The following is a 16,125-nucleotide window of genomic DNA, read 5'->3' as shown; positions in this document are numbered from 1 at the left end:
AGTTTCCCGCACGGGTTAATTTATATTAAACTATGCCCGAATTATTTTGCATAATTAGGTTAAATGAAGTAGAATTACCTATCCTTTATCTGTACCAAAAATTATGAAGTGGAAAAATCTTTACTACACACTAGGGCTGGCCAGTCTGCTGATTGGTAATGCCACAGGACAGAAGCGCCAGGACTACCAAATCCTTCTGAAAAGCGGCTCAATTGTCCCTGAACGAAATATTTCATCCGCAACCGGTCGTGCCAATGCGGCATTCAGGCTCTCGACAGCCGGTCAGAAATCCTTCGTGATAATTCAGTTCGACGAGATTCCTTCCGCAGATGAGCGGCGCCAACTGAAAGCGGAAGGTGTCGAATTACTCGAATACATTCCGAATTACGCCTACACGGCTACCATAGCCGCAGGCAGCAACCCCGGCGCAATTGCCCGAACGAAAGGAAGGGCGATTGTAGAACTTAGCGCGGAACAAAAAATGCAGCCCGGACTCGCCGCCGGCAATATTCCTTCCCATGCATTTACCGGCCCTTCGACCGTCGATTTGTGGATCAGTTATCCCAAATCTTTCAGCTATGACGAGGTACAGGCGGCATTGCAAAGCAAAGGCTACGAAGTTGTTTCAGATCAATACAAAAATTACCAGATACTTACGGTGAGGGTGCCCATAAAGGAACTTAAAAAGCTTGCAGGCCAGCCGTTTGTGCAGTATGTGCAGGCAATTCCGCAGCCAGATCGCCAGTTGAACAATAAAAGCACGACAAACGGGCGTGCCAATGTCCTGAAATCGGCCTTGCCAGGTAATAGAAACTTGTCCGGAGCGGGTGTGGTCGTAGGGATCGGAGACGAGTCTAACCCGTTGCGACACATTGACTTCAATACCCGGATCATCAACAGGGCGCCTATCGAAGCAGGTTCGCACGGGCTGCACGTAATGGGTACGATGGCAGGCGCGGGCATTATGGACGAGCGTTATGCGGGTTATGCGCCCAAGGCGACCGTGGTAGCCCAAAGTTACTCGTCGATTTTGGCGTATTCGCCCCAATATGTACAGGATTTTGGCATGGTGATTACGAACAATTCGTACGGCTCGGATGTGATTACCTGCGAAACAAACGGGACTTACGACCTGTATTCCTATATTTTAGATCAGCAGGCGTTCGAAATGCCTTATTTGCAACACGTTTTTGCGGCCGGAAACAGCGGGATTACTACTTGTGCACCTTTCGCAGTGGGTTTTGGGACTGTTTTGGGAGGTTACCAGACGGCAAAGAACGTCATTACCGTCGGGGCCACCGGCGAGACCGGCGGGATTATAAGTAGTTCCAGTCGCGGGCCGGTTAAGGACGGCAGATTGAAGCCGGAAATTACTGCGCAGGGAAACGGGATTGTTTCCACGATTCCGGTAAACCTGTATGGCAACGGAAGTGGGACAAGTATGGCTGCGCCAGCGGTATCAGGAGGGCTTGCGCTGCTTTACGAGCGGTACAGGCAGCTAAATGGGAACCAGAACCCCAAGAACGGTTTGATGAAAGCGTTGCTGGTGAACGGAGCGGTCGATAAAGGTAACGAAGGCCCTGATTACCGATATGGGTACGGATGGCTTAATTTGCTCCGTTCGGTTAAAATGCTCGAATCCCAGAGCTACACCACCGCGCAGGTCGCGCATCAGGCAACCAATAATTTTTCCATTGATGTTCCAGCAAATACGGCCCAGCTTAAAGTAATGCTCTATTGGAATGATCCCGCAGGCAGTACGCTGGCGTCGCAGAACCTGGTTCACAATCTTGACCTTCAGGTAACCAATCCCTCCTCGAATATAGTGCTACCACGGATACTGGACCCCGCAGCCGCCAATGTAAATAATGTGGCTACAACGGGTGTCGATAACCGCAATAATATGGAGCAGGTTGTGATCAACAGTCCGGGTGCCGGGAACTACACGATTTCCGTCAAAGGCACCACGGTAGGCCAGGCGCCGTCCCAGGAGTATTTCGTGGTTTATGACATCATCCCCAATTCCCTCACCATCACTAACCCGATCGGCGGGGAACGCCTGAAAGACGGCGACCCGATTTATATTTCATGGGATGCTTTCGGTAACAGTGCCAGTACTTTTACCGTGCAGTACAGCGGCAATAACGGAGTATCGTGGGCAAATATATCGACGGCTGCGGCGGGGACCAGCCAACTCGCATGGCCAATTCCTGTGGGCCTGCGGTCGGATAAAGTGCGCGTGCGGGTGATTCAGAACAGCACGGGTGTCCAGAGTATTTCCGAACCTTTCACGGTGATCGGCGTTCCGGCCGTTACGTTGTCGGCCCTGCAATGCGAAGGCTACATTTCCCTGGACTGGACAGCGGTGACAGGTGCTACCGACTATGAAGTGATGATGTTGAAAGGAAAAGAGATGGTGCCCGTGGCGACAACCGCCGGTATCACCTATACTTTGGGCGGATTGCTGAAAGATTCGACTTACTATGTTTCCGTGCGGGCACGGGTGAATGGACAAGCCGGGCGCCGGGCACTGGCCATTTCGCGCAAGCCGGATAGCGGAACGTGCGCCGGTAGTATTTCGGATAATGATCTAAAAGTGGAATCCATTGTAACGCCGGCGTCGTCGGGGAGGAAAAATACCTCGACGGAACTGAGCGGGGCGGTTTTTGTTAAAATGAGGATTAAAAACCTCGACGACGTGGATTTCAACGGGTCGCTGGATGTGGGGTATACGCTCAATGGCGTGGCGGTACCGGTCGAGACGATCACCCCTTTCATCGAAAAAGGAAAGACTTACGATCATACATTCGCGGTAGGGGCCAATTTGTCCAATCCTGGGGATTATTATATTAAAGTGTTCATCCACAGTAACGCGGACATAGTTACTGCTAACGATTCATTGGCAAAGCTTTTCAGACAATTGCCTAATGATCAGCTGGCGTTGCCATTTAATGATAATATGGAAAACCTCCCCGCGCAAAATGTAACCGTGGCGCAAATGGGCCTTACGGGTGATGGACGCTACGATTTCAGCGCTAATACCGATGCCGGAAGGATCAGGACGTTTATCAATTCGGGTTTTGCGGCCTCCGGCCAGAAGGCGCTGACGCTCGATGCGAACCGTGCTTATTCAGCCGGCAATACGAGTTACCTGACGGGTACTTTCAATTTGGCGGGATATAATATCAATACAGATGACCTTCGTCTGATATTCTCTTATAAAAATCACGGACAAAAGGCGAATGATAATAACAAGGTGTGGATAAGAGGCAAAGATACCGACGCCTGGATAGAGACTTATGATCTTTTTGCCAACCAGAACCTCACCACGGAGGGGTACAAGACAACCGTTCCGCTTGAAATAAGCGCGCTACTTTCGGCCAATTCGGAGAACTTCTCGTCAAGCTTTCAGGTTCGCTGGGGGCAGTGGGGCAAAATGATCACTTCCGATTACAGCAACGGGGCGGGATATTCTTTTGATGATATCCGCATTGTTTCGGTAACGGATGATATTCAAATGCTGGCGCTGCTCGCACCGCCTACCGAGAGCTGCGGATTAAGTAATGCGGAAACAATCTCGGTGCGTATCCGCAATAGCTCCGCGCGGGATATTACCGACCTGCCCGTGGCATTGTCCCTGCCGAACGGGACCATTCTCCGTGATACAATTTCTGCTCTCGCCAAGCGTACGACCATCGATTTCACTTTCGGGCCTAAGGCTGATCTTTCCGCGATCGGGGCATTAAACCTCAAAGCATGGTCGGAATTGACAACTGATAGTTTTCGGGACAACGACACGCTGTCGGTCAAAGTTTTCAACGCGCCGGTGTTGAGCACGTTCCCTTATCTTGAAAATTTTGAAAATAGTGATGGTTTCTGGAGTGCCAAAGGGGCGAACAGCTCATGGAAGTGGGGTACACCAACATCAGGAGGATTGAACAAAGCGGCCAGCGGAACGAAAGTATGGAAGACGAATCTGGCAGGAGGATATAATGATAAGGAACAATCGTATCTGTATTCACCCTGCTTCGATATCAGCAGTCTGGCGGCGCCTACGCTGAGTTTCAGCGTGGCCATCGACCTCGAAGTATGCGAACCCACGCCCTGTGATTACGTGTACATCGAGTATTCAGGAAATGGCGGCCCGTGGACACGCCTGGGCGCGGTGGGGCAGGGTACCAACTGGTACAACAAAACCTACTCGGGCAATGGGGCCTGGGCTATGCAGGATTACCTGAGGTGGCACGTGGCAAGTATGCCTTTGCCTGCCGGATTTGTCAATCTCAAATTACGTTTTGTCCTGATTTCCGACGGGTTTACGCACCGGGAAGGCATTGCACTGGACGACATTCACATTTTCGACAAAACATCGCCCATACTGGACAATGCCGGCGGAGTGGCCAGCCTGCAGGTATCCGGTTCGGGGTGGGTGAATTTTACAAGCAATGGAAAATTGATGGCCGCCATTAATCCCAATGGCCAGAATATGGGTAACACCGAGGTGCAAACGTATTTGAACACGGCCGGTGTCAGAAACGGAAACGGCCAGTACTATCTCGACAGAAGTTTCACGATAAAACCGGCAAACGGCGAACTGGCCAATTTAGCGACCGTACGGTTCTACTTCCTCGAAACTGAAAGCGAAGCACTGATCAACGCGGTGGGTTGCGGGACGTGTGGTAAGCCGGTAAATGCATTTGAACTGGGTATTTCCAAATACCGTAATGCAGCAAATATTCCGAAGGAAGACGGCTCACTGACTAATAGTACCGAAGGCGGATGGTCGTTCCACCCGGCCGGCGAAGTTGTGATAGTTCCCTACGATAAAGGGTATTATGCCGAAATGAAGATAAAAACTTTCTCTGAATTCTGGCTTTCGAAGGGGTTTGTCGGAAACCCGGGAGCTTTGCCGGTCGAGCTGGTGAGCTTCAATGCCCGGAAAAAGCAGGATGATGAATATTCAAAAGATGTTATCGTAGAATGGGAAACGGCTTCGGAAGAAAATTTCGACCATTTCGATGTCGAAGTGGCCGTGGGCGACGAGGCTTACAAGCAGGGAAGATTTGTGAGGCTGGCGCAGGTTTTCGGAGAAGGTAATTTGAAAAGTGGCAGGAAATATGAATATGTGGACCAGACGCCAGGCAAATGGGGTAACCTATATTACAGGCTGAAAATGATGGACATCGACAGCACCTATCAATACTCCCGCGTGCGGACGGTGGCGTTCGAGGGGCACTCAGAGTGGTCGGTTTATCCCAATCCATCCAAAGGCGTGTTTTACCTGGGCGACGATGTGCCCGCAAGCCGGTCGGTATCGGTGAACGTTTACGACCTGCACGGCAGGATTTTGAAGCAGCTCGCCGGCGACGCATTGAACCCGGAAAAGAAACGTATGGTAGATCTGTCAGGCAGGGAATTTGAAGAAGGTATGTATGTATTGGAAGTAGTCAACGGGGAAACGAAACAGGCATTCCAGGTGTTGAAAAACTGATGTAACCTTTGCTATCGTTAAAAAGATATTCCCCGTGCAGCATCTTAGCGGGGAAAAGCGAATAGCTTTACAACAGACCGCATTTGAATAATGAATGTCATGAACAAAGTTTTATTAATCCTTTGCCTCTTTTATCTCTCCAATTCCTACGCTCAAACCGGCAGACCGGGCAATACACTGATCCTGGATACCGACATCGGTCCTGATTACGACGATGTCGGCGCGATGGCGGTAATGCACGCGTTGGCCGATAAGGGAGAAGTGAAGCCCCTGGCGGTAATTTCTTCCAATAAAAATGAGTTGGTGGTACCTACGATCGAAATCCTGAATACCTACTTTGGCCGGCCCGAATTGCCTACCGGTGCTCCGAAAGGGAAAGGAGCAAATTTCGGAGCAACGCAAAAGTGGCCTGAAATGCTGGTTGAGAAATACCCGCATAAAATCGCCAAAACATCGGACGCGCCCAATGCGATCGAGACCTATCGTAAGATCCTGGCCAAACAACCCGACCAAAGCGTTACCATCGTCACCATTGGTTTTCTGACGAATCTGGCAGATTTGCTGGACTCCGGGCCGGACGCCAACTCATCACTTTCGGGTAGCAACCTTGTCCGCAAAAAAGTGAAGCAGCTTGTGTCGATGGCAGGTCATTTTCCAAAAGGCCGTGAGTATAATGTGTTGGTAGACTCTGTTGCCTCCGCGAAAGTTTTTACGGAATGGCCCACTGAAATCCTTTTCAGCGGATTGGAAATAGGTAAGGAAATTAAAACAGGTAAGCGGGTAATCGCCAACGAAAGCCTGAAAAGCCCTGTAAAGGAAGTTTTTGCGATGGCAATGCCGTTGTCCAAAGGCGATGCCGATGGCCGTATGAGCTGGGACCAGACAGCCGTGCTCGTAGCGGTGCGGGGCATTCAGCCTTATTTTGGAGTAAAGCGAGGGAAGATCATCCTGGATGGAGGTAATAACAGCTGGCAGGACGATCCCATGGGGCCACATGCCTATCTTACGCCCAATATGCCCTTCGAACAGCTTACCGCGCTGATCGAAGGATTGATGATGTGGCAGGGGAAATAGGTACTTATACCACCATTGTCTGATCGCTTTTGGCGGCCGCGGGCACATCGCCTGCGGCCGTCCTTATTTTGTCAAAATCTGCATTGAGTTTTTGCACGAAAAGAGCCACGTCGAAGCTGTGTACGACGATATTCGCGCCTTCCTTCATCCACTGGATCTGCCGTTCCGGTTCCAGCGAAAAGTGAATGCCGATGGCCAATCCCCTGGCACGCGTGGCGCGGATAATGTAGGAAACTGCTTTTTCAAACTCCGGATGATCGTATTGCTCCGGCAGGCCAAGGCTTACCGACAGATCGTGCGGGCCGATGAAAACGGCGTCCAGCCCTGGCACCGACAATAGTGCATCCAGATTGTCCATTGCCGGGACGCTTTCAATATTGGCAATGCAGATATTCCCCGCATTATATTTCGCGACATAATCCCGCAAATTTTCGGGCATGGGTAAAGATCCGCTAAGGTAGTTCTGCAATACATCACCTTTCAGCGGCCGGTATTTGGTAGCACCTACCAGTTCCGTAATCTGAGCTGTGGACTCGAGATAAGGCGCTACAATGCCTTTTGCGCCCGCGTCGATAGCCTGGCAGGCAAGGTACGGGTCGGGGCAGGGAATGCGCACGATAGGTGTAATGCCCAGATGCCGGAATTGCTGGCATAATGTGGCCAGCTCGGTTCTGCCCAGCGGAACATGCTCCGTATCGAGGAATACAAAATCTACACCGGTCTTTTTGACAGCCGCGGGCCACATCGGGCCGGTAGAGGTAATGCATGTGCCATACACATTGTGCCCGGCTTGTAGTTTTTCAAGTAATGTAGATTCCATTGAGCGATCTTCAATCATTGTTTCATCAACCATATCTCTGTTACCTGCGAGCCACGCTCGCCTTCACCGCAAGTCCATTCAAATGTGACTTTGCCATCGGAAGTAGCCGCTTTGGGGACATTAAATTCAAATGTGGGCTGTTCGCCGGTCTGGATAAAATCGTGGATAGTCTGGCCGTCATCGGTGGTCATTCTCATGCGCGAGCGGAAGCGTCCGGTGTATGAAATGCGTATGCGGTAGGTTGCGTCCGGGTCAAGATGGTCATAACGGATTTTCAATGGCTGGTCGTAAAGCGTTTTGGCCTGTTTCATCCAGGCGCGCGGTGTAACCTGCCCTTTGAAGCCCGTTGCCTGAATTTCGTCCACCCATTCTTCTCCCACCAAACCGACCCCAAAACCTATTCTTGGCGATTGTAAACTGCCGGGATCTTCCTCCCAGGACAGGTTTGGTACGACGCGGTACCAGCTTTCAGGATCGCCGAAATGATCGTAAAAGCCGCCAGGGCCGGGATCCGTGCGATGCAGGAGCTGGTCGATCTCGCGTAACATTTCAGCCTCGCTAGCCAATTTTTCGATCCGTTTGAATTGATCCAGCAAATAAGGCGCATCATTGAGCGGCATATTGATCAGGTCGATAAAATTACCTCTACCGGACATCGCACCGTGTTTTTTAATGGTCAGTTGCGCGCCGATGCTTTTGTAAAGGGAATCGGCCAGATCATGGCATTTTTGCTGATAGTCGGGCAGAATTGGCTCTTTCCAGGCTTTCTGTAACGTATTTTCAGCTTCCCGAATGGCTTTAATGGCCCCCATTGCGGCAGCTGCCGCAAGCGCACGACGCGCCTTTTGTTCCAGTTCCGTTTCGTAAACAAGCCGCTGGCGTGTATATGCGTCAAAATACGCCCGGATCAGTCCCATCTGAAAGCGGGCGTTTTGCAGTAATTTCAGCGGTGCATTCTTTTCCATTAACTGCCATTGGCGGAGGGTCAGATCGATGCCTTCGTTGGTGAGCACTTCTCCGCGCCAGTTTTTTTCTAGGTCCATGATGGCCTGCGCACCTGCTTCCTGGTATTCCGGGCCCCAAAATAGCCGGGAATAATCGCGCAGGGTTTCCATAACAGACATTTCGGGGTCCCAGTCCTGGTCGCTCCAAACAAACTTGTTAACATCGTCATTCGTCCCTTCCGAATAGCTCACACTGCCAATGCCATACTCGTCCAGAGCATTGTGAATAGCCTTTTCATCGAATGGGCGTGGGTTGATGCTCTCACGCCCGAGCGTCATCGCCCACGCAAGGTCCCAGTGCGGTACCGGATATTGCGCCGAATAGTTATGGGTAATGTCCGGATAATGGCGGATGGGGATAGTTGGTTTCAGTATCTGCCTGATCTTTTGCGCCGGGATCTTCACCCATGGCCCGAAAACCACACCGCCAAACCAGGGATATTCTTTGTTGGCATGACTGAAAAATGCATCGAACCATTTCTGCGTTGGCCGGAATACCTGGGGCGAAACCCAGATTTTGGCGTTGGGATGGTATTTCCGCAACACTGCCGCTTCTTTTTCCAGCCAGGCAAAGAGTACGTCCGGTTCCAGTTCGCCGGGATCGCCAGCGGGGACGAATACGCCGTCGAGCCTGGGCAAACGCGCAAATACCTGGTCGCGTTCCGCCAGCTCTTTGGAAATGGAGTCGGGATGGACGTAGTTTTTACCCATATTCGGATACCAGATCGAGACATCGAGGCCGTAGGACTTGCAGATACGGGATTGCTCCACGATCATCTGTGCTGCCGGTATTTTCATATGCCGGCTGGTAACGTCGTCGTCGGTGCGCGGCGGAAGTATTTCAATGGTATTTGCCCCAAATAATGCCAATTCGCGAATGTATTGGTCGAAACCGGCGACTGTGAAGGCATCATAGGCATTCGTTTTGGGGCGGTAACCCAGTTGGTGGCCGCGCATCGGGTACTTCGGACTGGTACTGATCGCCAACCGGTCGTCGACCTGTAACTTGCCGCGGGACATTTCCGCTTTCCGCAGGAACCGTCCCACGCCGTACAGTATTCCCCGCGCATCTTTTCCGATGATAACGACATGATTTGAAGGACCGGCGATCAATTTGAAACCCTCGTTTTTTGTATCGGGCAATGTGGCAACAGCGCTTTTATAGGAATTGGGTAACTTGCCCAGTTCGCTTTCCAGCGCGATCAGGATCACATGCCCGCTTTTAGGAAGCTTTTTCGAAACAGGAAGCTTAATGCCGGTCCGCTTTTCTACCTCATTTTGTAGTATTTCAATGCTTCTATGCAAAGTACCCTTGTCGGTCGGACTGAATATCTGGCTTTTGGATAAATCAATGAATTGCGGGAATGCAATGCCCGTCCTGAGGGTCAGAAGGAGTAGTATAAAAAAACGCAGAGGTGTTCCGTAACGCATAGAATCGGGTCAGAGCTTGATAAAAATCCGTTTTTTGTAAAGGATGTAAGCGGGGATAAAATTGAGACACACAAAAAAGAGCGCATAAATCATGCTCGCAAGACGCGGATCCATTCCTGTTTGTGACAATGCGGCCACGGCATGGTGGTTGAGGGTATCGCCGCCTAACGGCATGAGATAAAATATCAAAGCGAGAATATCGCCCAGCACGTAGGCAGCGATGGCATTAGCCCCGAAAACGATGCCGGGTGTTATACCCATGGTGCGACCGCGAATGTCGATCAGGAAATACAATGCGCCAAGCAGCATAGATGCGAAGCCCGACGTCACCAGGACGAAAGAGCTCGTCCAGAGGTTTTCGTTGACGGGGAAAATCAGGTTCCAGAAGTAGCCCAAAGCAGCGGTGGCAAATCCGGCGGTCAGCAGGAAATTACTTTTTTCATTGGGTAGAATCGGCAGAAGCATCAGCCGCCCAGCGAGCATGCCGGTGATGGTGGTCGCAATGGAAGGGAATGTGCTCAGAATCCCCTCAGGATCCCAATTGCCCTGCCACATTTTGCCCGGCAGATATTGCTGATCGACCCACGCCGCCAGATTGATGCCCGGTTCGAGCATGACTTTACCGCTACCGGGTGTGGGAATGGTCGTCAATGCAAGCCAGTATAGCACGAGAATGGTCATGGTAATGCCGAGCTGCTGTTTCCAGGTAGTATTCAAAAACAGGATCGCACACACGAAGAACACGATCGCGATGCGGTGCAGCGTGCCCGTGTAGCGCAGGTCGGAGAAGTTGAAATCAGGCAGCATATTGAGAAACATGCCGACGGCAAATATTTTCAACGAGCGGATGATAATCTTACGGTATAGCGGCGCCTTTGGCGCGTCGAGTTTCCCGGAATAGGCCAATGCGATCGAAACGCCCACGATGAAGAGGAAAGTAGGGGCGATCAGATCGGTAAAAGTGAGTCCATTCCATTTGGTATGCCGGAGCGTGGGGAAAACATAGTCCTCATGCCCGGGAAAATTAACCATGATCATCGCCGCAATCGTAAAGCCGCGCATGGCGTCCAGTGAAAGCAATCTGGACAATGAGCCCGAAGGGTTTTTCATATCAGCCGTTTATAGGGATATGTACGGGAACCAACTGCCGACGGGCTACTGGAAAAGGAAAGAAAAATATTGGATTAGTGAAACAGGTCGTCCATCGTGACCTGATTTTGTACCAATCCCAATGAATTACTGTTTGCGACGGCTCCGAAAGTGGTGATCATGGTGAGAAAAGCCGATTTATTGGACTTAGTCTCACTTTTAAAAATAGCCAGCTTTCTCTCTAATTCTGCCTTGTACTGCTTATTGATGATGAATGGCGTTTGAGAAAATTTAATTTCGCAGATTGAAATCACATGATCTCTGCGATCGATAAGCAGGTCTATTTGAGCTTCCTTTCTGGCACTCACCCACGATGAGGTTTCTGTGTAGATACCGCTAATGCCGAGCGCCTTCTTTACGTTGGCAATATGGGCCAGTACGATGTTTTCATACGCATAGCCGCTCCACGCACGCCATGTCGGGCTGTCTATGCGGCTCATCCAGGTCCCGCTGCCCGATACTTTTTTGTTTTTAATGAATTTGAGGTAAAAGAGAGAATACTGGTCAGTCAACCGGTAAAGACTGGTCTTGATCTTTTTCTCAAACGGATAAGACTTTGAAATAAACCCGCTTTCCTCTAATTCTTGGAGCAAAGTTGTCAGGGTACCTCCGTTCAGAAGCCGGGATGCCTGGATGATTTCGTCCCTGGTGAGTCCTTGCGGCTTGCTTGCAAGTGCTTCGATGATAGCGATATGCCTCTCAGCCTTCGAAAAAAGGGAGTGGTATAGGTTATCATATTCAAAACTGAGTAAGCCTCCTTTGGTAAAACACGTTTTGTCGATGATCTGAAATGCGCTTAACCCAGGCTGTACTTCATTCAAATAGAACGGAATTCCACCCATCGCCATGTAGAGCTGGATGATTTGGTACCTATCCAGATTGACATTGCTGATTTGAAGGAAATGCTCGGTTTCTTTTAAAGTAAATGGTTCGAGCCGGATCTGCCTCGTTACCCTGTTGTGCAGGCCGCCTCTGTTATTGATCAGTTTGTTGAGCATCCAGGACGCCGCCGAGCCGCATACAACCAATACGATATCCGCCCGCGTTGACGCCCAGCTGTTCCAGAAATGTTCCAGGCTTGATAGGAACTGGGATTTAGGCGTATCGATCCATGGCAGCTCGTCGAAAAACACTACTTTTTTGCTGCCTTTAAGATTAGTCAAAAAAGCTTTAAGGTGTTCGAATGCAACAAACCAGCTGTCTGCGATGGTTACAGGGTGGTCTTTTTTCTCAGCGTCCCGTAAGGCCGAAGCAAAATTTGCCAGCTGCTGCGCCATGTTTGCATGAGCAATCCCGGTCATTTGAAAAACCAGTTCTTTTTGATAAACATTGCGGATCAGGAACGTTTTGCCCACACGCCTGCGACCCAAAACAGCCAAAAACTCAGATTTTCCGGTTTGCAGCAATTGTCTCATTTGCGCCTGTTCATCTTGTCGGCCTGCAATCGTCGTCATTTTATAGTCAGCTTAATCTATGCAATTTTAATGAGTTTAAGCTGAATATAAAACAGACTTTGGCTTAATCTCTTTTTAAAAACTCACTTTAAGCTGATTATGGTTATGGCGTTTACGCTTTTTGCTCCCTGCACTAGTATATTTTGCGCAATTGTCAGTAATTAGGAAGTTGTATTCTGAACACCCGGAAAATCATTCCCAGCCTTTTTTGACCCTATGAAGAAACTACTCCCGCTTTCGCTGATCCTCTTTGGTGTGCTGCTATTCGCAGCCTGCAACAGATCAGGCAATGTATCCAAAGAGCAGGCCGAGAAAATCGCGGTTTCGTGGAAGCTCGTTAGCAATTTTACCGAACCTGCCGGAACGTTTAAAGCGCAATTTACGATCCGCAACGGAAGCGATTTTACGCTGGACGGTACTAACTGGAAGTTGTTTTGGAATATGTCGCCCCGGCCGATTCAATCGAACAAAACGCCGGAGCCTGCGGTGGTAGAGCATATCAATGGTGACTGGTACCAAATGGTACCCGCAAAGGATTTTATCATGCGTCCGCGGGATTCGATGACCATCACCTACACCGGTACCGAAGGCGTGGCAAAGGAAACGGATGCGCCGCTGGGGTTGTATTTCGTGTTTTATGACAAGGAAGGAAAAGAAAAGGAGATCGTTCAGGTGGCTGATTACAAGATTGAGCCATTTGTTACGAAAGAACAGATTCTGCGTGGTAAAATGGATTTGAAAGAACTGCCGACTGCGCAAAACCGGTACAAAGCCAATGCCGCATTTACGAAACTGGGCGAGGAGCAGTTATTGAAAATCATCCCGAGCCCGGTAAAACTCGTTCCCGGCGCGGGCACATTCATGCTTACGGGCAAAACGAATGTGTTTTATCAGGAAGGTCTCGAAAGCGAGGCCAAGTATCTGATCAGTAAGTTGAAAACATTAACCGGCACCGATCTGCCGATCCGGGCCGGATTGCCGGATAAAGCTTCTTCTGAAGAGGCGGCGATTGTTTTGAAAACGGGCAAAGTGAATGTCAATGGCGTGTCAACCGAAGCGTATACCTTAAATATCAATCAAAATGGCATTGCGATAGAGGGTAGCGATGCTGCGGGCGTGTTCTATGGCGTTCAAAGCCTTTTGCAACTTGCGCCGACAGACGCCTATCAGAAACCCGTCGCTTCGGTGGGTTTCGGATTCGTGCAGGTGCAGGATGCGCCCCGGTTCCAGTTCCGCAGCTTGCATCTGGATGTAGCGCGCAACTTCCAGACCAAGGAATCAGTGAAACGCATAATCGATCTGCTTGCAGGTTACAAGGTCAATCATTTGCTGCTTTATACTACCGAGGATGAGGGCTGGCGGATCGAAATTGACGGCTTACCCGAACTCACGCAGGTAGGCGCGCAACGCCAGCACACGTCGGGTATGAATGCGAACGCATTGCACCCGGGCTACGGATCGGGGCCGGTTGCCAATGAGAAAGGCAAGCACGGAAGCGGCTATTACACCAAAGCGGATTTTATTGAAATACTCAAATACGCGCACGAGCGGCACATTAAAATTATCCCGGAACTGAACTTCCCCGGCCACGCGCTGGCGGCGATCAAGTCCATGGAGGCCAGATATGAACGGTTGATGAAAGAAGGGAAAGAGAAAGAGGCGAACGAATACCGTTTGATCGACCCGGACGATAAGTCTGTTTATATCTCGGCACAGGGTTACAAGAACAATGTGGTCAGCGTGGCGCGCGAATCAACCTACAATTTCTTCGTAAAAGTGGTGGATGAAATCGCTAAACTGTACGAGCAGGCCGGTTTGAAAATGGATACTTTCCATACCGGCGGCGACGAGGTTGCGGATGGGGTTTGGACAAAATCGCCGATGGCTTCCAAACTTTTGCAGGAGCATCCCGACATCAAAGGCCCCCGCTATCTGCAAAGCTATTTTTTCAGAAGACTGCTTCCCATGCTCGAAAAACGTAACCTGAAAGTACACGGTTGGGAAGAGGTAGCATTGAACAAGACAGAAACCGGGGCATACCTGGCGAACCCGGAGTTCGTGGGGCATCAGGTGTTCCCTTATGTTTGGAATAATGTGTATGACGTTGATCTGGGCAATCGTCTGGCTAATGCTGGCTATCAGGTGGTGCTTTGTAATGTGACCAACTTCTATTTCGATATGTCTTACAACAACGATCCGAAAGAGCCAGGCTTGTATTGGGGTGGTTTTGTCGACACGCGCGACAACTGGGCGTTTGCGCCATTCAATATGTTCCGCACGACGGAGGAAACTTCCATGGGCAAGCCTATGAAGGAGGAATTTGTGGGTAAGCAGCTGATGAAGCCCGAGGCACGCAAGAATGTTTACGGTATCGAAGCCCAGCTTTGGAGTGAGACGATCAAAGGCCGCGATATGATGGAATATTCGATCCTTCCCAAGCTGCTCGGCTTCTCCGAGAGCGCCTGGGCCGCTGAACGCAAATGGGAAAATATAGCCGATGATGCCGCCAGAAAGGCCATGATGGCCGAAGGTTGGAATATTTTTGCAAATTCAATAGCCCAAAAGCATCTGCCGAGACTAAAGTATATCAACGGGGGCTACAATTACCGCCTGCCTCAACCAGGCGCGATCATAGAAAACGGAATGCTGAAAGCGAATGTGGAACTGCCGGGCCTGGCGATCCGCTACACGACCGACGGCTCCGAGCCTACTGAGACATCACAGCTTTATGAGAATCCTGTGAAGGTTTCAGGTACTGTCAAACTGAAAAGCTTCGATCTGGCCGGACGATCGAGCCGTAGCAGTGAAATCACAGCCCGTTGACGAAACAAATCGTATAACGCACGCCTAGCGCTCAACTCCTCTTTCGATGAACATTGGTGTAGATATCGGCGGCACGAACATTCGTGCCGGTATCGAATCGGGTGGCCACATTACCCGGCAAAATCAGACTTTACTGGCCAACAAACACTCGCTGTCGGCAACGCTCGACCAGTTGATGGAGGTGATCCGTCCATTAACGGCCTATCCGGTCAAAGGTATCGGAATAGGCGTACCTTCGGTGGTGGACGTCAACAAGGGCATTGTTTATAATGTACTGAATATCCCGTCCTGGGAAGAGGTCGCATTGCGGGACATTGTGGAAAAGGAGTTCAATCTGCCGGTTTCGGTGAATAATGACGTGAACTGCTTCGTACTCGGCGAGCACCGTTTCGGGCTTGCCCGCAAGTTCCGGTCGGTGATCGGGATGGCAATCGGGACGGGGCTGGGTTCGGGCATTATCATCGATAACCATTTGTACGCAGGAAAGAATTGCGGGGCAGGGGAGATCGGAATGCTGCCTTACAAGGATTCGGTGCTTGAAAACTATGTTTGCAGCCGATTTTTCGAAGACTCCCTGGGTATCGACGCATTTGCGGCACACGAGGCGGCATTAAAAGGAAGCAGGAAGGCCATTGAGGTTTGGGAGGAATTCGGCGTACATTTGGGGGCGGTGGTCAAGGCCATTATGTATACCTATGATCCGGAAGCGATCGTCATGGGCGGCTCCATTGCCAAGGCCAACCGCTTTTTCCAGGAAAGTATGCTGGAAAGCATCCAGGACTTTGCCTATCCCGAGTCTTTGAAAAAACTGACATTGCTGCTCTCCGAGAACGAAAACATCGCATTACTGGGTGCAGCGGCATTGCTCGACGATTGATG

8 protein-coding genes are annotated in these 16,125 nt (G+C 50.4%); 4 read left to right on the top strand and 4 right to left on the bottom strand.

Annotation, left to right across the window (positions count from 1 at the left end; translation table 11 throughout):
• Positions 1-103: 103 nt before the first annotated feature.
• Together AAHB90_RS24775 and AAHB90_RS24770 are read left to right on the top strand one after the other, a co-directional pair.
• Positions 104-5,491 carry a S8 family serine peptidase gene (locus AAHB90_RS24775; RefSeq protein WP_342087914.1) on the top strand — a complete coding sequence of 1,796 codons (5,388 nt, stop codon included), beginning with the start codon at positions 104-106 and terminating at the stop codon, positions 5,489-5,491.
• A 99-nt stretch (positions 5,492-5,590) separates the two neighbouring features.
• Positions 5,591-6,565, top strand: coding sequence for a nucleoside hydrolase (locus AAHB90_RS24770; protein ID WP_342087913.1), 975 nt, complete (start codon positions 5,591-5,593; stop codon positions 6,563-6,565).
• A 4-nt stretch (positions 6,566-6,569) separates the two neighbouring features.
• Here AAHB90_RS24770 and AAHB90_RS24765 read toward each other — a convergent pair whose 3' ends face one another.
• The 4 genes from AAHB90_RS24765 to AAHB90_RS24750 all read right to left on the bottom strand — a co-directional run bounded on the left by AAHB90_RS24765 (position 6,570) and on the right by AAHB90_RS24750 (position 12,423).
• Positions 6,570-7,385, bottom strand: coding sequence for an HpcH/HpaI aldolase family protein (locus AAHB90_RS24765; RefSeq protein WP_342087912.1), 816 nt, complete (start codon positions 7,383-7,385; stop codon positions 6,570-6,572).
• 14 nt (positions 7,386-7,399) lie between these two features.
• Positions 7,400-9,820: a hypothetical protein gene (locus tag AAHB90_RS24760; protein ID WP_342087911.1), complete on the bottom strand. Its 2,421-nt coding sequence runs from the start codon at positions 9,818-9,820 to the stop codon at positions 7,400-7,402.
• 9 nt (positions 9,821-9,829) lie between these two features.
• A complete protein-coding gene (locus tag AAHB90_RS24755; RefSeq protein ID WP_342087910.1) occupies positions 9,830-10,930 on the bottom strand; it encodes an acyltransferase family protein in 1,101 nt (366 codons plus the stop codon).
• A 74-nt stretch (positions 10,931-11,004) separates the two neighbouring features.
• The gene (locus AAHB90_RS24750) at positions 11,005-12,423 is read right to left on the bottom strand and encodes an AAA family ATPase (RefSeq protein WP_342087909.1); all 1,419 of its coding nucleotides are present in this window, start codon (positions 12,421-12,423) and stop codon (positions 11,005-11,007) included.
• A gap of 216 nt (positions 12,424-12,639) precedes the next feature.
• On the opposite strand from AAHB90_RS24750, the gene AAHB90_RS24745 reads away from it, so the two are divergent.
• Both AAHB90_RS24745 and AAHB90_RS24740 read left to right on the top strand, forming a co-directional pair.
• Positions 12,640-15,246 carry a family 20 glycosylhydrolase gene (locus tag AAHB90_RS24745; protein ID WP_342087908.1) on the top strand — a complete coding sequence of 869 codons (2,607 nt, stop codon included), beginning with the start codon at positions 12,640-12,642 and terminating at the stop codon, positions 15,244-15,246.
• A gap of 46 nt (positions 15,247-15,292) precedes the next feature.
• Complete coding sequence (locus tag AAHB90_RS24740; RefSeq protein ID WP_342087907.1) at positions 15,293-16,123, top strand: ROK family protein; 831 nt, start codon at positions 15,293-15,295, stop codon at positions 16,121-16,123.
• The last annotated feature ends 2 nt before the right edge of the window (positions 16,124-16,125 follow it).

It is taken from the genome of Dyadobacter sp. OTU695 (assembly GCF_038440355.1).
In the GTDB taxonomy this organism is placed as follows: Bacteria; Bacteroidota; Bacteroidia; order Cytophagales; family Spirosomataceae; genus Dyadobacter.
Note: the sequence above shows the minus strand (reverse complement) of the source record. Positions and strands in the feature narration are given on the sequence as shown.